Origin of the sequence: Paenibacillus sp. FSL H8-0261, from assembly GCF_045040645.1 — a bacterium.
Taxonomy (GTDB): Bacteria; Bacillota; Bacilli; order Paenibacillales; family Paenibacillaceae; genus Paenibacillus_AQ.
In genome coordinates this window covers 2,080,251-2,100,465 of record NZ_CP150297.1, presented here as the reverse complement: position 1 = coordinate 2,100,465, position 20,215 = coordinate 2,080,251, and the positions used below count along the sequence as shown (strand labels likewise).

14 protein-coding genes and 3 tRNA genes are annotated in these 20,215 nt (G+C 49.1%); 4 read left to right on the top strand and 13 right to left on the bottom strand.

The features are described 5' to 3' along the window. Positions 1–151 precede the first annotated feature (151 nt). Positions 152–224, bottom strand: a tRNA-Lys gene (locus MHI27_RS09115). Between the two features lie 148 nt (positions 225–372). Between MHI27_RS09115 and MHI27_RS09110 the strand changes: the two genes are divergently transcribed. Further along, positions 373–699 (top strand): hypothetical protein, encoded by a 327-nt coding sequence (locus MHI27_RS09110; RefSeq protein WP_405176070.1) that lies wholly within the window; start codon positions 373–375, stop codon positions 697–699. A gap of 16 nt (positions 700–715) precedes the next feature. Here MHI27_RS09110 and MHI27_RS09105 read toward each other — a convergent pair whose 3' ends face one another. Then, positions 716–4,849, bottom strand: coding sequence for a DUF4855 domain-containing protein (locus MHI27_RS09105; protein ID WP_405176069.1), 4,134 nt, complete (start codon positions 4,847–4,849; stop codon positions 716–718). Positions 4,850–4,878: 29 nt separating this feature from the next. Then, positions 4,879–9,183, bottom strand: a complete 4,305-nt coding sequence (locus tag MHI27_RS09100; RefSeq protein ID WP_405176068.1) for an S-layer homology domain-containing protein — start codon at positions 9,181–9,183, stop codon at positions 4,879–4,881. 534 nt (positions 9,184–9,717) lie between these two features. On the opposite strand from MHI27_RS09100, the gene MHI27_RS09095 reads away from it, so the two are divergent. Continuing rightward, complete coding sequence (locus tag MHI27_RS09095) at positions 9,718–10,548, top strand: hypothetical protein (protein ID WP_405176067.1); 831 nt, start codon at positions 9,718–9,720, stop codon at positions 10,546–10,548. 183 nt (positions 10,549–10,731) lie between these two features. Beyond that, positions 10,732–10,953, top strand: coding sequence for a hypothetical protein (locus MHI27_RS09090; protein WP_231573411.1), 222 nt, complete (start codon positions 10,732–10,734; stop codon positions 10,951–10,953). Positions 10,954–11,469: 516 nt separating this feature from the next. Here MHI27_RS09090 and MHI27_RS09085 read toward each other — a convergent pair. The 3 genes from MHI27_RS09085 to nrdR form a co-directional block, all read right to left on the bottom strand. Then, positions 11,470–11,542 (bottom strand) — tRNA-Lys (locus MHI27_RS09085). 10 nt (positions 11,543–11,552) lie between these two features. Then, positions 11,553–11,628 (bottom strand) — tRNA-Ala (locus MHI27_RS09080). A gap of 159 nt (positions 11,629–11,787) precedes the next feature. Further along, on the bottom strand, positions 11,788–12,264 hold the full coding sequence (gene nrdR / locus MHI27_RS09075) for a transcriptional regulator NrdR (protein ID WP_042126015.1): 477 nt from the start codon (positions 12,262–12,264) through the stop codon (positions 11,788–11,790). Positions 12,265–12,428: 164 nt separating this feature from the next. Between nrdR and MHI27_RS09070 the strand changes: the two genes are divergently transcribed. Then, the gene (locus MHI27_RS09070) at positions 12,429–12,647 is read left to right on the top strand and encodes an alpha/beta-type small acid-soluble spore protein (RefSeq protein ID WP_042126012.1); all 219 of its coding nucleotides are present in this window, start codon (positions 12,429–12,431) and stop codon (positions 12,645–12,647) included. A gap of 79 nt (positions 12,648–12,726) precedes the next feature. On the opposite strand, the gene MHI27_RS09065 is transcribed toward MHI27_RS09070, so the two are convergent. The 7 genes from MHI27_RS09065 to pstB all read right to left on the bottom strand — a co-directional run bounded on the left by MHI27_RS09065 (position 12,727) and on the right by pstB (position 20,189). Continuing rightward, positions 12,727–13,290: a lytic transglycosylase domain-containing protein gene (locus tag MHI27_RS09065; RefSeq protein ID WP_076283312.1), complete on the bottom strand. Its 564-nt coding sequence runs from the start codon at positions 13,288–13,290 to the stop codon at positions 12,727–12,729. Beyond that, on the bottom strand, positions 13,287–13,883 hold the full coding sequence (coaE, locus tag MHI27_RS09060) for a dephospho-CoA kinase (protein WP_076300911.1): 597 nt from the start codon (positions 13,881–13,883) through the stop codon (positions 13,287–13,289). The genes MHI27_RS09065 and coaE overlap by 4 nt, the downstream gene beginning before the upstream one ends. 9 nt (positions 13,884–13,892) lie before the next feature. Then, complete coding sequence (locus tag MHI27_RS09055) at positions 13,893–14,639, bottom strand: MntP/YtaF family protein (protein ID WP_405176066.1); 747 nt, start codon at positions 14,637–14,639, stop codon at positions 13,893–13,895. A 127-nt stretch (positions 14,640–14,766) separates the two neighbouring features. Beyond that, the gene (mutM, locus tag MHI27_RS09050; RefSeq protein WP_405176065.1) at positions 14,767–15,603 is read right to left on the bottom strand and encodes a DNA-formamidopyrimidine glycosylase; all 837 of its coding nucleotides are present in this window, start codon (positions 15,601–15,603) and stop codon (positions 14,767–14,769) included. Positions 15,604–15,655: 52 nt separating this feature from the next. After that, the gene (gene polA, locus MHI27_RS09045) at positions 15,656–18,325 is read right to left on the bottom strand and encodes a DNA polymerase I (RefSeq protein ID WP_405176064.1); all 2,670 of its coding nucleotides are present in this window, start codon (positions 18,323–18,325) and stop codon (positions 15,656–15,658) included. A gap of 375 nt (positions 18,326–18,700) precedes the next feature. After that, positions 18,701–19,360 (bottom strand): phosphate signaling complex protein PhoU, encoded by a 660-nt coding sequence (phoU, locus tag MHI27_RS09040; protein WP_042186547.1) that lies wholly within the window; start codon positions 19,358–19,360, stop codon positions 18,701–18,703. A 73-nt stretch (positions 19,361–19,433) separates the two neighbouring features. After that, positions 19,434–20,189 (bottom strand): phosphate ABC transporter ATP-binding protein PstB, encoded by a 756-nt coding sequence (gene pstB, locus MHI27_RS09035; RefSeq protein WP_042186541.1) that lies wholly within the window; start codon positions 20,187–20,189, stop codon positions 19,434–19,436. Positions 20,190–20,215 lie beyond the last annotated feature (26 nt).

The window sequence follows — 20,215 nt, the reverse complement described above, 5'->3', positions numbered from 1 at the left end:
AGCGGCTATTGCACCGGCAGTCGTGTTTCCACACGGCTCGCTTGCATTGCACATTTTTTCTCTCCAAACTATTCCATGAAAGAAACCTAATAAAAAGCCACTCCACTCTCCACAAAACAAAAAAAACGGCATTTCTGCCGTTTCTTTAGGATGGACTCTCAGGGGCTCGAACCCTGGACAAATAGATTAAGAATCTACTGCTCTACCAACTGAGCTAAGAGTCCATATGATGTTTGGTGGAGCCAAGGGGGATCGAATCCCTGACCTCATCGCTGCCAGCGATGCGCTCTCCCGCCGTTGTTGGTTTCACTACCAAAGACACCCCGAGGCAATTAAAAATTTTCCAAAAAAAGACAACTCGAAATCCATTCTATGGATTTCGTCGGGACGACGTTATCCGGCTATACGCCGCATGGCCCTCGGTCCGAAGGCCCCGACCTGGAGCTCGTCCGGTGGATGAGCGAAGCGCTGTGCGTTACCGTTCGTCGCGGAAGGCGCATCAGGACACCCGAGGAAGCGGCGTCGGCCACGCCGGGGCGGCTTACGTGGGGGGTCGGAGGCGCCATCACGCGCCCGCAGTTCATCGCGGAAGCGCGGGACGGCTTACCGGCTTCATCCGTCCATTCAGGAAGTTTTATTCTGTATCGTCGAAAAAGCACATTCCGGTCGCGTTGCCGCACTAATCGGAATGTGCTTTAATCAATTGTTTCCGCGTCTACTCCTGCTGCTGCCCCTCGATTAATTGAAGAACGCGATACAAGAACGTCGCCGCTTCCGCTCTGCTGGTCGTACTCTTCGGCTTCATATAGCCGCCCGAGCCCGTAACCAGCCCATGCTCGAACAGAGTTGCCACGCTGTCCGCAGCATATGGCGCAATCTGGCTCGCATCACGGAAGCCCTCAAGTGTTAAACCGGATGCGGACGGCTTGATTGCCCCCGTCGTTTGAAGCGCTCGGGTTAGCATAACCATAGCGTCCTGGCGGCTGATTGAGTCACGAGGAGCAAAGTTAACTTCGTTCACTCCCGAAACGATTCCCAATTGCTTGACGATGGATACCGCATCGTAGTAATAATCATTCGGTTTCACATCGGTGAACGTCGAGGTAATCTCGGCGCGCAGGTCAAACATGTTCACCAGCATAAGGATAAATTCAGCTCGCGTTACTTGATTTGCGGGGCTGAAAGTGCCATTTTCGATCGAAGTGCCTTTGACGATGCCTCTTTCGGCCAGCTTCTCTATTGCCTCGCGCGCCCATTCATACTTGCCAAGGTCAGTGAACGCAACTGGTTTCTTGCCGCCGACAGCATAGACGCCGACTTGGTCGATGGAGAATCGCAGTACGCCCTTGTCTTTGTCATAAGACGTGCCATCAATTGCCGCCGCGCTGTCGCCCGTCAGCTCGAAAGCTTGCAGATCAGCAGCTTGCTCGCCCGCTTGAAGCGAATACGGAATCGCAATGGAAATCGGTGCCTTCGCATTATTCCAAGACAGAGCTTCACCGTCCAGTTGCAATGCAACTTCAACGATTGGCCTGTTGCCGATCCGGCCAGCCGCTTCGTTGCCGCGATACTCGCCTGCATGGTCGCTTACGATAACGAGCAGCTTTCCGGCATTCTCCTTGACTCCAGCCAGCATGTCGCCAGTCAATGCAAGCTGGGCATACGGCGTGGAGATATGCAGAATCAGATTAGACTGGTTCGTCAGATTAGCTGCGGGAAGCTCCAAAGCATAGCTGCCAGCTGCGTTCGACAGCTTCAATTCAAGACGAATATGCTTGTTGCCGTTGCTGTCGGCTGTTGCCTTGAGAATCGCGGCATTCAGATCCGCTGCTCCGACCGAAGCCACAGCCTGATTGCCTTTCAATGTCGGGACAAGCACGGCTTTGACTGAACCGTACGTTTGCAACGTATACGGATCTTGCGCCGAACCGCCTCCAATGCTGCCCCCATTGCCTCCGCCAGTGGAAGGCGGCTTGCGATATTCGAAGGCGGCCTTCGCTGGAGTCGTCATGTCATCCGTTTCTAGCTCGACCGTATACAGTCCTTGCTCTTCTCCGGTCAACGTAAAGGCGATGCGGAAGCTTCCGTCATCCTCAGTGCCCGTCTGGCCGGTATATTGAATGTTGCCTTTTGGGTCAAGCACTTTGACATACAAATGTTCTTTCTTGCCGTTCATGACTAACCCATTGATCGTAACTTTCTTCGTGGAGGCGTCCATGGCGGTTTGTATGCCGTCCAGTGTCTTCAGCTCTTGCCGCTGGGAAAGATTGTACACGCCGAATTCATAGAAGGAATAACCGTAGAACGTTGCCCGATTCAGTCCCTCAAACTTGATGTATCTCGCCGTCGTTGCCGGGAATACCAGCGTATTCTTGCCGTCGGACGCTTTAACCACGCCATTGTTGCCGACTTTCAAGGGCTCCCACGTCTGCTTATCATCCGAGACGCTCAGACGGTATTGGTCCGCGCGCGCATATTCCCAATCGATGCGGACCGTATCGAAGGTTTGCTTGCTGTCCAGATCGATCTGGAACCAAGCCGTATCGCGCACTTGGCTCGCCCAGCGCGTACCCGGTGCGCCATCCAGCGCCTTAGAAGCCTCTAGACCTGCGGCTTCCGTCGAGGATGCCTCTGCTTCTTTGTCTTGTGCGATGCTGCCAATCTCGTAATACACGCCTTCCTTCAGGGCCGTATAAGCGCCTTCCGTTACAAATTCAAGGCCTTTAGCCCCTTCCAGCTTCGCATTGAATGCCAGCAAATAGCCTATGGCTTCCTCAGGATCGCTCTCTTGCGTACGCTCCATCATAATCAGAGCGTTGCGCATAGTGCGTACCGTATCGGCATTGCTAAGCTGCTTGTTGTCCGCGTATTTATCAACAAGAGCCAATAGACCTTCAGCGCCCAAACGAGCTTCTATTACGAACTTAACCGTCTTGGATTTGGCAGCCGCCACCGTCAGCTCCAGCACATGCTTGCCCGGCTTGCCCGTCAGATCTACTATAGTTCCTTGCGTATAAGGTTTGCCGTCATACTTGGCCGTTACTTTGACGATACCGCTGTCATCATCTCCCGGAATGGCCCAGGTGAAGGCGGCCTGTGTCGTTTCAGGCACAATCGTATGCTCCGAGATCGGCTCCCCGTTCATGAGCGCTACAACATCAGGCGCAGCGTCGTCTTGCTTCTGATAAGTGCCCTTCACGAATTGGTACAGCCAATCGTAGAGGACGCGGGTAGCAGGATCCTCGCTTTTCGCCGCGCTGAAAATGGCGTTGTTGCCTTGATAGTACGCTCTATACCCTTGCTGCATTAGCCCTGTATCCACGCCGCTGTTCAAGTAATCGATGAACCGCTCGCGGAAGACGGCGTCATTGATCATCCGGTCATCGAACTCCAGCTCCAGCGACATGCCGTACCGTTTCGCCATATCCGCTGTATCTTCCAGACGCGAGAACTCCATTTTCTCGAAGAAATAGTTCGGCTGCAGAGATACGGCATCGATGCCGACATCCTTCCACATGAATTTCTTATAAGCCAAAGAATGAGGGATCCAGAACAGCTTCAGGTCAGCGTTATGAACGATGTCGCTCGCTTTCTTGACCATCTCCGGGCCAGTCGAATGTGTGCTTATTTGTTCCTCCAGCCAATACATGCCGACGAGCTCCAGATTCGAGTAGCCCGCAGCCGCCCATCTTGCTTGCACTTCATCGGTCCACCACTGAATCGCTTTGGCCCGGTTGTTCAGCGATGCGGCATTACCGACCACACTTAGGTTGAAGTCCAGATTTTCATCGTTAATGCTGCCAAAATCGGACTGATATTCGCCCGGATCGGGTATCATCATAACAACCTTCGTCTTACGGTCAGGCTCGCCAAGCTTCGCGCCTACCTCGGCCGTCGCCTCGTTCAGCGCGCTCATATCGCCGCCGGCGTTAAACGTTTTATTCAAATACCATTCCCATTCCACTCTTCTGGCTTTGCCGGCCGCTTCAACCGCGCCGAAGCCTCTACCGTTTTCCGACGTCAAACCCAGATACAGCACGCCGTCGAACAGCCAATCGACAGGCTCTCCCTGCTTGTTCACATAGCTGATATTAGGGATAACCCGTTCCTTCGTCCAGGTTCCTGTACCATCCGGGTAATGCCCGTTATACAGCAAGCCCAAATTTTCAATCCCGCCAGTAGCCTCCCCAGGTTGCTGGAGACCATAAGGTTCGGGCTGCACTGGCTGGGCTCCGTCGATCAAGCCTTCCGCGCCGGTTATCGTCACCTCGTCGATCATAGTCCACGCCCTCGGATGCACGGAGAACACCACTTTCACATACTGAGCGTAAACCAATCCTTCGGTATAATCGCCACGCTTGACGACTCCGTTCTCTGGGCTGCCGTCCCATTTATACGTCTCGGTGTTGGTCTGATCGCCCCATAACAATTTAGTCGCATTATGAGACAATACGCCCCAGTTCACCCCATCGTCAGACGCGTAGAATGAAACGGTGAGCGGTACAAGCGTTTCGTTGTTCGGCCAATCTTGCAAGAAACGCGCGCTCACGTCCTTGATCGTTTTTTGCTCGCCTAGATCAAACACAACCGAACGGGATTTCTTGTAGCGGTGGCCCACCCAGTTGCCGCTGTCACGGGATGTGTCTACGGCATTGCCGTCCGTCAGCTTCGTCCCGTCATCCGGGAAAGTGTCCTCCGGCTGATCCAACCATGTGTACGTTTTCCCTTGAACCAAATTATAAAAGCTGGCACTCTCTCCGCCCGGCTCCTCCGCATACACGGAGGATATCAACGAGAACAGCATGACCGGGACAAGCAGCAAAGCAGTCAAACTTCGTCTAGTTTTCACTTAAGCTCACGCTCTCTTTCTATACATAATTAGTTCTGCTCCTGCGCTTGCAATTCTGCAAGCGCATCAAGCATGTTCAGAATGACGACCACAGCTTCAGCACGCGTCGCCGAGGCGGCCGGGGCAAACCGGTTGTCCCCCCGACCGTTCATTACTCCCGCCTCCTGGGCTGCTGCCACATACGGCTTCGCCCAATCCGGGATTTGATCCGCGTCCGCATAAGAGAGCCCATGCCCTTCCGAAGTCTTCAGGCCCAAGCTGCGAACAATCATTGCTGCCAGTTCTGCTCGGCTAATCGAAGCCTTCGGACGGAAGGTCCCATCCGCATAGCCGTTGATCAGGCCGGATTCCAAGGCTTGCGCAATATAAGGATTCGCCCAAGCTTGAATTGAGCTTGCGTCCGCGAAGTCCAGCGAACTGTTCGTACCTTGCAGCTTCAACGCTTTGACCAACATGACGACGAATTCGTCCCTGCTGACCGTCTTATTCGGCTTGAACGTCTCGTCGGTATAGCCCGCTACGAATCCAAGCTCGACGGCCCGTTTGATGGACGCTTTTGCCCAATGACTCGCAATATCGTTCAGTCGAACCGTTGTCGATCCGCCAGACTCCCCGCCATTGCCTTTGCCGTTCTCATTGCCATTGCCTGGATCTCCGCCTCCCGGATTCGAACCGCCGTTTTGGCCTTCTTCCGGATCTGGAGTTATTGGAGTCGGAACCCATCCTCCGCCACCAGAGCTAGGCAACGCTTTGATTTTGATCTTGAACGTTTTTTTCGCGGATGCATCTCCCTTGCTGATCGTCGCGGTCAGCACGACCTCCATGTCGCTGCCTGACGGACGTTGCAACAATTGTCCGTTGGCATTCAGATAGTCGGGCTTCGAGCTGCTCCAGACGATACGCGTGCCGAGCTGTCCTTTCTGCGGTAGATAGAGATTCGCGGCAATGCTTTCATTCACATTAAGCTCGATCAGACCCATTACGTCTTCGATCGTTAGACGATCGCGCGCAACGCTCAGCCCGGCATACGCCTGCTCGGCCTCAGGACGAGTCAGCTGGGCGGTTTGAATCGCCGCAGTCGCTTGTACCATCGCCTGTTGAAGCTGTGCCCAGCCCTCAGGAGAATAATTGTCCTCCACGAGCTTGTAGGCCTCGATAGCCGTCAACAGGTCGATAATCGGCCGTATATTGCCGAGCTTATATTCCTCGCCGTACACTTCAAATTCCTCAAAGGAATAGCCGAACATGGTAGCTCTGGATACGCCTTCAAACTTCACGTATCTGGCCGGCGTGCTTTGGAAGGTAGTCAGGACGCGTCCCGGCTTGCCGTTAATCTCGCCGTTGTTGTCTTTCACGACATTCGTCCAGTTCTCCTTGTCCTCGGACACGAGAATGCGGTACTTCGAACCGTAAGCCGTTTGCCACAAAATAGATACAGCATCAATGTTCTTCACTTCACCCAGATCCACCATGAACCAGGTATCGTCCACCCAATTGCTGGACCATCTGGTGTCCCCTCTGCCGTCCACCGCTTTGTCCGCCGTGTAGGACGAGGATTCCGGCAGCGAGGATTCGGCTTGCTTATGCAAAGCCAGATTTCCATGCAGGTCCACGTAGATGTTCCTTACGATGAGTTCGTCAATCAAGCCTTTAAAAGCATTCGTTTCACTGCCTATTTTGGCTACTGGCAATACGAACGTTTCCAACTTGGAGCCGTCTTTTAGAGTAGCCGTATACTCACTGCCGTTAATGAAGATGGAGGTCCCCGTGTCGTCGCCGATCATAATGACATGGGTCCAGCGGTCGGTCGGCAACTTATAATTGAATTCGCTGACGTAGTTTTCTTTCGTGATGGCCAGTTTGCCGCTGCCCCCGATGTTATATTTCAGCTGTCCATCCGGAGATTCCAGCAGCACAGCTCCTTGCGGGTTGTCAGCGTCCGGTTTGATCCACATGGACATCGTCCATCCGAAACCGAGCGTGCGAAGCGGCGTTTCCACGTAGCTGGCTCCGCCTTTGAGCCTTACTGCTTGCCCGAAGATTCCCTTCTCCGTGCCTGCATTCACCGCGTTGCCGTCAAAGCCGTTGCCCGAACGATCCGCGAAGCCCTCGTCGAAAGTATAATCGAGAACGATATTGCGCTCATTGTCGACTTGAAGCTTGTGCGACTGATGAACACCCGGCGGGTCCACGTACTTTGCGGCATCCGCCTGGAAGCTTGCAAAGTTCCGGTCGACGCGGTTGCCTCTCCACAGCTTCTCCGCCAACACTTGCATGGAAGGCAAGATACGCTGATGCGAGTCCGCCATGGAGACGCCCTTCTCTACAGACACGTCGTTCCAGAGCGCGAACATGCCGCCTTTTACCTGCGGGTGCCCATAAGGAAGCTTCGTCTCCAGCCAATCGTTAGGCTCCCACTCATTGTAAATAAAATCGTAATTCAAATAGCTGCGGTACAGTTGCGGAACGATATAGAGCAAGTTCGTGTTGGTATTGACAACGTCGTAGCCAAGCTTAATGGCCTGCAAGACACTTCCGTACGGCTCATACCAGATGTCCATCGTCGCATTGTTGCTGACTGGCGTCGTGCCGTCATATGCGGACAGACTGCCCCACAGACGAGCGCGCTTGCCTTTGCTGTTAATGTGGTTAAGGAGCATATCCGCGTACCTGCGGAACGCCTCCTTGTCGTCGCCGAAATATTCATCCGTGCCGACGTGCACGTCCGGGCCGACGAAGGTCGGATTGCTGCCGTCGAGATACTCGTCAAAGAGTTCTTTAATGAAGTCGAGCGTCTCCGGACGATTGATATCCAGCTGATTGTTGCTGCCCAACCTAGGGTCGTAAGCGATGAACGCGCCGGAATGGCCCGGTGTATCGATTTCCGGCACGACGTTTACGCCGTATTCCATCCCAAGCAGCTGCAGGTCTCTGAATTGCTGCTTCGTATAGAAGCCGTCCTTGCTCGTCACTCCCGGGAATTTCTCGCTCTCCAGACGGAAGTAACCGACATCGCCGACATCATCGTTCAGATGAATCTGGAACCGGTTCATCTTATAGTAGGACATCAACTTCACATAATCCCGCAAAAATTCGATCGTATAAAACTTGCGGCCCACATCGAGCATGAAGCCTCGATCCGCGTATTTCGGATAATCGCGCGATTGCCCCTTGGGCATCGTCTTATGATCGGCATCGTGGCCGAGCAGTTGAAGGATCGTTTTTGTGCCGAACATGACCCCCGTCTGATCGGAGCCAGCGACGGAAGTATATTCGCCAATATTCAGCTCATAGCCCTCTATCCCCAATCCCGTTTGCGCGGCATCCAGCACCAAATAGATGTCTCCCTCTTGAGGTGAACCAACCGTAACCGTCAGCGGAAGCTTCGTTAAATCAAGCAAGTCCTTCCGCAAAATATTGGCCGTCCCCTGCAGAGCCGCTTCATCCTCCGCGCGAATGACGATATTGGATTTATCCGTCAAGCGGAACTCGCCGGTTGTGCCCAGCCACTCACGCAAAGAAGGAATGACTCGCGGCTCCGGGTTCCGATCGCTCGTCTGCTCGTAGAGACCGGGTACGGTGACTAACGCATTATCCGCTAACAGATATGTCGGATCGCTGTCGCTCTCGATTTGCAGCAGCAGCTGAACCTGAGTATCCACAAGCGGCGCATGAATATTGCCCTGCTCGTCGATCACCGGCAAGCTGTCCGTGTTCACCAGCGTCAGCGTATAACCATCCGGTACAGCGGGCAGGTTCAGCTGAGTGTCTCCCTCGGAGACGACGATGCTGTTTTTGACCGCATCCATCATAGGCGGCAACAGCGGTTTGCCCTTGTATACCTCGAATTCCCAGAAGGAGTATCCGTAATAGATATCCTCAATTGGACGTCGCGTTACTCCTTGGAACTTAACGTATTGCGCCAGTGTCGGCTCAAAATCGATCGTATCCTCGACTGGTCCGCGGGCGACGAGCACGCGGTTGTCCGCGAATACGTTCCTCCAGGTTACCGCATCGTCAGACACAAGAACTTGATATTGTTCCGCCGGAGTCTGCCAGTTGATGATTACTCTTCCAATTTCTACAGGCTCGCCCAGATCAACGTAGAACCACTGGTCATCCGTTCTTTCCGAAGACCAGCGGCTTGCATCCCGATTGCCACCGTCGACCGCTTTCTCAGGCCCGAAAAAGTCTACTTCGTTCGACGACGAATAAGCCGTCTTTCCTAAAGCCAGATTACCTGTTGCGGCGTCGGACTTCTCCGATGAAACGGCAACTAAAATGAAAGCGGTAACAAAAAACACTAAAAAAATATTCCTATACCGTAAACGCACTAAGATCCCCCCCGTTGTTTATTAGCTCGAATTTTACTCCAGCTTACCGCATGACCCTCCATGCTCAACTGCTGCAGCAATTTTATTATAAGTAGGGGCATTCGTTTCATCGATATACTTGTCTTTACAATACATATACAAATGTGGACATTCGGCCTTCTATGGTGAATCAAGCATGCCAACATTTCTGTCATATCTCATGCTAATTAATAGTACAAAATCGTGATCCTTTCGAAGAGTAGTGAAAAAGAAAAAAGCCATTTCAATAGAATTGGCTTTTCTTCATGTTATGGAAATAGAGCCTAGGGGGATACGCTACGCCCTGCACATTCTCCATCTACCCGTCATGGGAGTCTAAAACGACTAGACCCATGAACAAATCTTGGCATTTGATGTGGAATTAAGGGGAATCGTCCTAGGCTTTAAGCCCTATTCTCGAGGGGGAGTATATCCGTTGCCCTATTCAGGACCCGCCGATCTTATAGGATAATATAGAAAATGTATCCACTTGAATAGGAATGGGAGTGATTCCTCTTGTTACAATTAAACAGCGAACTGTGGGGCAAGCTAGTCGGTCCTTACGAGTCGGGCGAAATGGTACCTGAACTGTTGGAGCGTCTGATGCTTGATTTCGATAAAGAAGTTTTCGACGAGCTATTCCAGGAGCACTTATATCACCAAAATACGATCTATACTGTCACTTACGCGGCAGTACCTTATCTGGCCAAACTTGCTCTCGCATCAAAAAATATGGAAGTGCGCCATGAAATCTACATCACTTGCGGGATTATCGAGTCGTGTCATGACAAAACAAGATCTGAGCCGTATCCCTCGGATTGGAACGAACTCGCTCCTGAAGCGGGAAACGAGGTTTGCGCGGAGATGTACCAATCTTACTTAAAAGCGATAGCGGAGCTTGCTTCGCTGGTTCCAGAGATGTTGGCCTACGCCAAACAAGAAATAAGCAGCGATACCGAAAAAAGATATGTTCTCATTGCAGACGCGGCTTATCGGGAATCCCAGAGCGTGGCAAACATGTTTCTGAATTTTACGGCTGGCGACGAATATGTGGCCGTTTGCGGAGCATGTAATCAAGAGGCTTACTTGTGGCCGAGCGGAGAAGGCGGTCGTATACAAGCATTCGCGGAAGATCCGGTATTCGAACCCCTTCAGGCAGCACATGAGGTTACTCCCGTTGAGGCATTCGTTGAAGCGGAACATCAAATACTGGCGGAGCGAGCCGATCAGCTGGGCGATTCCTCTTTTTTGAACCAATTGCCGTATTTGGCCGGGGAAATGAATTGTCCTTCATGCGGCGCCAGAATGCAGGTTTGGCCTAGTTTGCTTTCGACTTTTGGAGGGTAATAATCAGGAACTGGATATCGCATCCATTTCTATGTTTGGGGGGAATGACTTATCAGTGTTTCTATTTATTACACATGCACGAGGGAATACGTCCTAACAGAAAGCGAACAACAAGCAATCACAGCCATTGTCCAACGTTATGATCAGGATTTTGAAGGGAAAGACCGGGCGGAGTCTTTCACAGTGTACAAATTCGATTCGTCCAGATCAACGGAGATCTTCGCTGGCGCTACCAAGCTGTCCATGACGGATCAGATTGAAGATTTGCTGAACGATTTATTTCATTGGTTGAAATGTTTGACCGAGATACGTAGAAAAGTAGACGGTGGTGAATGGCATGTTCACCTGGATGATATCGATGCAGTGTGGGATGATGAATTAGGCTGGAAAATGCCTGAAAACTGATTTCCATAATGAATGCCATGCACTTGCTTGCCAGCCTTCAAATCATAATCATTACCTTTTAGACTACTTACACTTGAAGTCGCTAAAAACGAGCTAATGTTCAATTTTAACGTCAGTTCTACTGAATCTCGGTAAACCCTAACACACTCAATGATCGTACTAAGCATCATTTTCTTTTTAGCAGTAGAAGCTTTCTTAAATACCTCGCGCCAAACAGGAATATAGGTCTGGAGAGCCTGCATTTCAACTTGTTCTACCTTTTTAGCATTGAGCTTCTGAATTACCTCGAAAAGAAATAGACCGCCCTAGTCCAAAGGATGCGGTCTATTTCTGCCCGTAATACCTGAAAGCAGCCGCCCTTAAAAGCGGCTATTGCACTGGGAGCCGTGTTTCCGCACGGCTCTCTTTGCATTGTACGATTTATCTACCCAAACTATACTACGATCAAAACCAAATAAAAAGTCACTCCGCTTCCTGAACAACAAAAGAAACGGCATTTCTGCCGTTTCTTTAGGATGGACTCTCAGGGGCTCGAACCCTGGACAAATAGATTAAGAGTCTACTGCTCTACCAACTGAGCTAAGAGTCCATATGAAGTTTGGTGGAGCCAAGGGGGATCGAACCCCTGACCTCATCGCTGCCAGCGATGCGCTCTCCCAGCTGAGCTATGGCCCCAAACGTAATTTTCAGATGTATGAAATCACACATTCTAAAATTTAGTTCGGTGTATTTAAGTCATTCTGACAAATCCAAGCGCCGTAGGCGACTCCTATATAATATAAAAAATCGCCTTCGCTGTCAACACTTTTTTTAGTCATTAGACTAGCCACAACCCTACAATCTGTCCAGATCCCCAGTGCTCTTAGATAGCAGACCCTTCAGTTCCTTCATAAACATGTTAATATCCTTGAACTGGCGGTATACGGATGCAAAGCGAACATAGGCGACTTCATCTACTGGATAGAGCTGCTCCATAACCAATTCACCGATCTGTTGGCTCTCTACCTCAGCTACGGCGATGCCGCGTAGGGATTTCTCCACCTCAGAGACGATCTTCTCTAGACGTTCTACAGAAACGGGGCGTTTCTCGCAAGCCCGGATTAAACCACGTAGAATTTTATCACGGCTGAATTCCTCACGGCTGCCGTCTTTTTTGATCACGATTAACGGTGTTTCCTCGATCATTTCAAAGGTTGTAAACCGTTTGCTGCAACGCTCACATTCACGCCTGCGGCGGATGGACTTATTCTCATTCGCTGGTCGCGAGTCGAGCACTTTAGTATTTGTGTGATCACAGTAAGGGCATTTCATAAGCTTCATCACTTCCTATTACATAATGTTTTTAGTCCCGGTATGTTAAACATCCGGCTTTTAAAGGGCTATTTCATTTTTTCCAGAAATCACCGTTTTTTTATTGTAATGATTATGGCAAGTCCGGCACATAATACAGTTACCAACAGAGGAGGTGAACAGCAATGAGCCAAAACAACAGCTCCAATAACCTTGTAGCTCCAAATTCCCGTGGTGCTTTGGAACAACTTAAATATGAAGTTGCCCAAGAACTCGGAATCACGCTTTCCCCAGATGGTTACCAAGGCAATAAAACTTCTTATGAAAATGGTTCGATCGGTGGTTACATCACTAAACGTCTTGTAACCCTGGCAGAACAACAATTGGCAGGTCAATACAAATAACCTGTCCACATAAGCTTACTGAAGAAGTATTAAACGATCGCAAGATCGTTTAATGCTTCTTTTTATACATAACACGGTTTTAGAATTCGTTGTAAATATCCGTGTACTGATCATAGTAATAGTTGACGCGCTGTACATAATGGCGGGTTTCACCAAACGGAATATCCTTAATCGTAGCATCCGTTCCATCCCAGATCCCCTCATCCAGCCATTTTTGAACTTTACCCGGTCCAGCATTATATGCAGCGATAACCGCTGTACGTTTACCTTCGAATTGACGGGATAATGTTGAAAGATACCAGGTACCTAGTTCAATATTTGCTGATGGTTCATGCTTTAGCTCCTCCATAGAAACATCAGGAAGCTTGGCCTTTTCAAGGGCCCATTTGGCGGTATCCGGCATAAGCTGCATTAAACCTATAGCACCTTTTCTGGATTCTCGTCCAGTTTTGAAGTTCGTTTCCACTCGGATAATCGAAGCCACTAGAAATGGGTCAATATCGTACGTAACGCTGTGCTTACGGATCTCATCTTTATAATGGATCGGATAAAACCAGGACATCCAGTTCGTACTCAGAAACAATATCGCAGTAAAACCAATGAATAACAGAAGAAGGACTCTTTTTTTACGTAACCATTTCATGATAAGCCCAGCCTGTCCCAAAGAACAGCAACCTGTTGCTCAGTGTGCGCAAGTTCGCCACTGTTGTCAATGATATAGTCCGCTTTGTTACGCTTCGCTTCAATATCCATCTGTGCATTTAAGCGTGCTTCTGCTTGTTCTATAGAAAGTCCGTTACGTTCCATTAATCGAGCGATTTGCACTTCACGAGGCACGTAGACCACCAGTATTTCATGGAACATGTTCTCGAGTCCTGATTCGAAAAGAAGAGGGATATCCACAATTGTTAACTTCTTTGGATCTTCTTCCTCCATGCTGTTCATACGTTCTTTAATCTCCCGCCGGATTGCGGGATGCGTCAGATTGTTCAGGGCTTGCAGGGCCGCCGGGTCTTGAAATACAATGTCCCCCAGCTTTCCCCTATTCAGTGTGCCATCCGAAGAGAGGATCTCGCTTCCGAATTGTTTCACAGCCGCAGCCAGCACCTCATGACCGGGGAGCATAACTTCTCTGGCGATCACATCCGCGTCAACCAGCCTCGCTCCCTTGCTCACAAGCAGTGCGGACACCGTGCTTTTTCCGGATGCAATGCCTCCGGTTAAGCCAATAATCATGTACTCACCTCATAATAGCTTCAGTATTCCCATTGTAATTAATAATAACGCGGGTAGTGCAGCAGCATGCTTCATCCAGTAGTTCCCGGCGAATCTTAATCCAGTCTTCATGCCCAGCAATAGAAATGTACCACTAAACAGAGCAATTGTAAGTGATGTCCATATCGGATTGAACCCCAGCAATGCTGCGCCAAGTCCAGCTCCAAAAGCATCTAGAGAGAGGGCAATCCCGAGCAGCATAGCCTCCATCGAAGAAATACTCCCGGAATCATCCATATCTGCAGAAGACGGAGTACGCAAGATCTGTACAACAATCCCCAATCGTCGTAACTCAAGGGAAAAGACAGCCGACTTTGCCTGCTCAAGAGCCATGGTAACCTGTTCTACAACATCTTCAGTATCAACAGCTACCTCTGCCCGAGCTTCTGTGGATAGCACATTTTCTTCACTACCTACTTTACGCTCACCTGTCTGTTCCTTCTCTTTCTGCATTAACATCTGGACGAGCGACCAGCACCCCATTAGCACGAGTATAACAGCGCCAACCTCAGAAGCTGCATGTGGAGACACTACCTTGGCAAGCAGAACGCCCACTTGCATAGATACACAGATAACTACCCCCGAACAAAGCGAGATAATCAGAATGGAGAGCAATGGTATTTTCATTTTACGCAGTCCATATGTAATACCAACGCCAAAACCATCCAAACTCAAAGCAAAAGCTAGTAATATTAGTGAAAAAAATGGGCTGAGCACCCGCAATCCCTCCTGTGAAGAACCGGAACACTGAAGAATACACTTCATTCAGCTTCCGTTCTCTATTAAGCATTCTTCACACAGTATATGGGCGGGACAAGTAGTGGGTGCCAACCTAATTACTTCTTCAGTTTTCAACCTTACGCTGACAGCTTGGACAATAATGCGTGCCGCGGCCACCTACAACCGTTTTCTCAATCATCGTTCCACAGTGGTTACACGGCTGATCTTTACGACCGTAAATCAACAGTTGCTGCTGATAAGTGCCGCTCTCACCTTGACCATTCACATATGATTTTACAGACGAACCACCAGCGTTTACCGCTTCCGTCAGCGTACTGACAATAGCGTGATGCAGCTGATCAAGTTGCTCATCCGAAAGATCTTTGGCGCTGACTTCAGGATGTATCCCTGCACGATGTAACGACTCATCTACATAAATATTACCTATGCCGACGATATATTCCTGATTCAGCAGCAGCGATTTAATTTTTGTGCTTTTGCCTGATACAATCTGCTTAAACTTCTCCGGCGTAAAGGATGGCTCCAGCGGCTCCTGTCCTAGCTTATTAAGAGGAGGCAGTTGGAGGTCTTCACCAATCTGAAAAAGATGCATTGTACCAAACTGACGAACATCCGTGTAACGCAGCTCAGTGCCATCGGTAAAATGGAATATCACATGCGTATGCTTGTCCAGTGGATCTTCGTTCGAAAAAAGTCCGTAACGGCCCTCCATCCGTAAATGAGATACCAGCACCAGACCGTCTAACACGATACGCAAAAATTTCCCTCTTCGTTCAACATTAACAATGCTATGACCTGCGAGCAGGTTGGCAAAAGCCTGAATATCATCCGGCCGCTGAATAATCCGGGCCAACCGGACGGTTACACTCTCTATCTGCTTTCCATTAACTAAATCATTCAGTGTTCTCTTGACTGTCTCTACTTCCGGTAATTCCGGCATGATGTCTTCACCTCAACTACATTATAGCTGATATGCACACCTTAAAGGGAGCCTATTTCGCTTCGTACCAGTTGCTGCCAAAACTTACCTCTGCTTTAAGCGGCACCGATAACTGCAATGCTCCACCCATTACTTCCGGCAAAAGCGTCTTCATGAGCTCCATTTCATCCTCTGGCACCTCGAATACAAGCTCATCGTGTACCTGAAGCAACATACGGCTCTTTAGCCCACGCTCAAATAGCGCCTTGTCCATATGCACCATCGCCAGCTTAATAATATCAGCGGCAGTTCCTTGTATAGGTGTGTTCATTGCTGTACGTTCCGCAAAAGAACGTAGATTAAAGTTCTTCGCATTAATCTCAGGCAAGTAACGACGGCGTTCCAGCAGCGTGGTTACATAACCATGTTTCCTTGCATCAACTACGATATCATCCATATATCGGCGTACACCTTGGTATACCTCGAAATACTGCTCAATAAATTGAGCGGCTTCTTTGCGAGGAATATTCAAGTTCTGCGACAGACCATAATCACTGATTCCGTACACGATACCAAAGTTAACGGCTTTAGCAGCACGACGCATATTGCTATCAACCTGATCGGCGGTAACTCCAAATACATCCATCGCTGTCTTCGTGTGAATATCCATATCATGGAGAAAAGCTTCCTTCATCCGCTCATCACCGGAGATGTGCGCAAGTACCCGTAGTTCAATCTGCGAATAGTCCGCCGCCAGAATGGACCAGCCCGGTTCGGATGGAACAAACACTTTACGGATTTTACGTCCTTCTTCTAAGCGGATTGGAATGTTCTGCAGGTTCGGAAATTGGCTGCTAAGCCGTCCTGTCGCAGCAATCGTCTGCCGATAGAATGTATGCACCTTCCCTGTTTTCGGGGAAATTTCCTTGAGCAGCCCCTCTACATAGGTGGATTGCAATTTAGCAATCGTGCGATATTGTAGAATCAAACGTACCACATCGTGATACGGTGCTAACTTTTCCAGCACCTCTGCGTCTGTTGAATATCCGGTCTTCGTCTTCTTGACGACAGGAAGACCCAGTTTTACAAATAAGATCTCGCCCAACTGCTTAGGTGAATTCAAATTAAACTCTGTGCCACAAATTTCATAAATTTCGGTGACCAGCTTGGAAATCTGAGCTTCGAATTCTTTTCCTAATTCTTTAAGATCCCCTTCGTTGACTGCAATCCCCTGTTTCTCCATATCCGCAAGAATACGTGATAATGGCATTTCGAGATCCTCGAACAGTCCGGTCATCGCCGTTTCGATCAATTCCTGCTGTTGTTTCTGGGCGATGCCAAGTACCGCAGCACTCTTACGTGCGACATGATTTCCTAAGATTTCAAGCTCAGGAATCTTATATTTGGCGCCTTTACCAAATACATCTTCATCAGGTGACAATCTTGGCAAGCCGTATTTCGTAGCGAGATCGTTTAGGTTCTGATTAGCTTCCGTCGGATCCAGCAAATAAGCCGCCAGCTGCACATCATGGGCTGCACCTGCAAAAGCAATCCCCTGCCAATGCAGTGCCAAATCAGCACGGTGAAGATCATATCCGCTCTTCGGAGCCTTCTCATCTCCTAACCAGTCGCGTAGCTTCGCAGCTGCTGGTTTCAGCAGTAATTCAAACGGCACATAATAATGTCGCTCCAGAGTAGATAGCCCTACCCCGATCACCTCGGCACGATGCGGATTATCCCCATTGGATTCCACATGCAGCGCTGAAATACTAGGCAACGCTTCACTTAGCGCCTCAAGTTCATCTTCACTCACGATCGAAATATCGAGTGTAGCAGCTTCTACTTCCGCTGCACCCTCTTCTCCATCAGCTACTGGAGCATAGGCACTAAGTGACAACCTTTCCAGAAGTGATTTGAATTCTAATTTTGCGAGAGCGGGTCCTGCTGTATCCGCTGAAATTCCGTTAAAGATCATATCTTCCCACGAATGCTCAAGAGGCACTTCACGATAGATGGTTGCCAGTTTCTTACTCATGACAGCGTCTTCCGCGTGAGCTTCCAGCTTTTCTTTCATTTTACCTTTAAGCTCACCGGTTCCTGCTAATACACCTTCAACCGATCCAAATTGATGCAACAGCTTGAGCGCTGTTTTCTCACCAACACCCGGAACGCCCGGAATGTTATCACTCGCATCACCCATCAGTCCCTTAAGGTCGATGATCTGCTCGGGTGTTAAATCATATTTCTCTCGAATTTGTTCTGGTCCATAAAGCTCAACCTCAGTAACTCCTTTGCGGATCAACGCAACGGTCGTATGTTCGGAAGCCAATTGAAGCATATCCTTGTCTCCCGACACGATCATAACCTTCCGGCCTGCTTCATCTGCTTGGCGAGAAATGGTTCCAATAATATCATCGGCCTCATAATTGCCAATTTCAAACTGCGGTACACCCAGATTTCTGAGCAAATCTTTCAGCAGTGGAAACTGCTCGGAGAGCTCGGGAGGTGTCTTTTGCCGACCGCCTTTATAATCCTCATAACCTTCATGCCGAAATGTGACTTTCCCTGCATCGAAAGCAACAATCATATGTGTCGGCTTGTGTTCTTCAATTAAACGGAGCAGCATCGTTGTGAAACCGTAAACCGCGTTCGTCTGTTGCCCTGCTGTATTCGTTAGCGGAGGCATCGCGAAAAATGCGCGGTAAATAATATTATTTCCATCTATAAGTATCAACTTGTCCATAGTGCACCTCGCCTTTTTCATGCTTACTTCTTACATCTTAACATATGGCCTGTCCAAGTAGAAACGGCTATACCAACTTAAACAATGGGATTAGCTGAAATGTTAGTAACATTAAGAGCTAATATGGGGTAATACAACAAGTAGCCGCCCTTATAAAAGGACGGCTACTTTCATTTACCTAAAAACACAAAAGATGTGAAGGTACGATAGTAATGGAGGAGAAGTTTGGAACTGTAGGAGCGAAGCGCCCGCCTTTGTCTCCGGATTTCAACCATAAAAAGCGGTATAAAATCAAGAAATCTGGAGACAACAGCGGCCGGAAGTCCAAACATTCTCCGCAGTTACGACAAGTACCAAACATCTTTTGAATCAAAACTATTCATTCAAATCTGGACGACTACCGGTAACTAGGTAAACTACGCTTTCACCAATGTTAGTAGCGTGATCGCCAATCCGTTCGATATAACGGCCTACCAGTGTCAATAACATAGCTTGGGATACTGTCTCCGGCTTTGTTACCATATAAGAATATAACTCATTGATCATCGCACCATACAATTGATCGACCTGATCATCATCCTGTGCCATTTTATAAGCCAGATCAGTGTTCTCATCCAGGTAAGACTGGATCGCCTCATCGATCATAATTGTCACGATTTCAGCCATACGAGGAATGTCTACAAGGGGCTTAATCAACTGTTGGCCTTGAAGACGCATGGTCGCCTTAGCTACATCAATCGCCAGATCCCCCATGCGTTCCAAATCGCTTGATATTTTGAAGGCAACGATAATGCGGCGCAAATCCTTAGCTACGGGCTGCTGCGTAATAATTAAGCGTGAGCCAATTTCCATGATTTTATCTTCCATGGCATTCAGCTGTAAATCCGCTTCAACGACTTCCTGTGCGAGCGTTGTATCTAGATTTTGTAATGCATTAATTGCACCTTCAAGAGCATCCTTAACATGCTCACCCATCTGCTGCAGCAGACTGCGCAGCTCTTCCAAGTCTTTATCAAATTCTTTTCTGCGAATCATAATAAGAGCGATCCTCCTCATTAACGTATGGTCAGCTTGCCATTTCCAGGGACGAACACCCTTTTAAATCTGATTAGCCGAAACGTCCGGAAATATAATCTTCAGTGCGGGAATCTTTAGGGTTCGAGAAAAGCACCTCTGTGTCCGCCGCCTCTACAATTACACCATTTAAGAAAAACACGGTTCGACCGGATACACGTGCGGCCTGATGCATGTTATGAGTTACCATAACAATGGTATACTCACTTCTTAGTTCCTGAACAAGCTCTTCTATCTTGAGAGTGGATACAGGATCGAGCGCAGAGGTTGCCTCATCCATTAGCAGAATATCAGGCTGTACCGCTAACGCTCTAGCAATACAAAGCCGCTGCTGCTGTCCACCAGACAAGCTAAGGGCAGATTTCTTCAGAAAATCTTTCACTTCCTCCCATAGGGCGGAGTGACGCAAGCTTTTTTCTACGATCTCATCCAGTTCACTTTTGGAACGGATGCCGTGTAAACGGGGACCGTAAGCTACATTGTCGTAAATCGACTTAGGAAAAGGATTCGGCTGTTGAAACACCATACCGACCTGCTTACGCAGGCTTTCCACCTCTACCTCATCACTATAAATATTTTTGCCACCGATGTTTACAGTTCCTTCTATACGTGTGCCAGGAATCATATCATTCATACGATTCAATGTGCGAAGCAACGTGGATTTCCCGCAACCGGAAGGTCCAATAAAAGCGGTAACCTGTTTCTCCGGGATTTGCAGATTCACATTCTTCAGTGCGTGGAACGACTCATAGTAGAGATCAAGATTCTCTATGTCAATGATGGATTTCATTAGTGTTTACGTCTCCTTCTCATCAT

Coding starts and splice junctions, on each gene's coding strand:
- nrdR (WP_042126015.1), bottom strand. CDS start 12,264: ATGAAATGCCCTTACTGTGATCACACAAATACTAAAGTGCTCGACTCG.
- MHI27_RS09065 (WP_076283312.1), bottom strand. CDS start 13,290: ATGAAATGGTTACGTAAAAAAAGAGTCCTTCTTCTGTTATTCATTGGT.
- pstB (WP_042186541.1), bottom strand. CDS start 20,189: ATGAAATCCATCATTGACATAGAGAATCTTGATCTCTACTATGAGTCG.
- mutM (WP_405176065.1), bottom strand. CDS start 15,603: ATGCCGGAATTACCGGAAGTAGAGACAGTCAAGAGAACACTGAATGAT.
- coaE (WP_076300911.1), bottom strand. CDS start 13,883: ATGATTATTGGCTTAACCGGAGGCATTGCATCCGGAAAAAGCACGGTG.
- polA (WP_405176064.1), bottom strand. CDS start 18,325: ATGGACAAGTTGATACTTATAGATGGAAATAATATTATTTACCGCGCA.
- MHI27_RS09110 (WP_405176070.1), top strand. CDS start 373: ATGGATTTCGTCGGGACGACGTTATCCGGCTATACGCCGCATGGCCCT.
- phoU (WP_042186547.1), bottom strand. CDS start 19,360: ATGATTCGCAGAAAAGAATTTGATAAAGACTTGGAAGAGCTGCGCAGT.
- MHI27_RS09070 (WP_042126012.1), top strand. CDS start 12,429: ATGAGCCAAAACAACAGCTCCAATAACCTTGTAGCTCCAAATTCCCGT.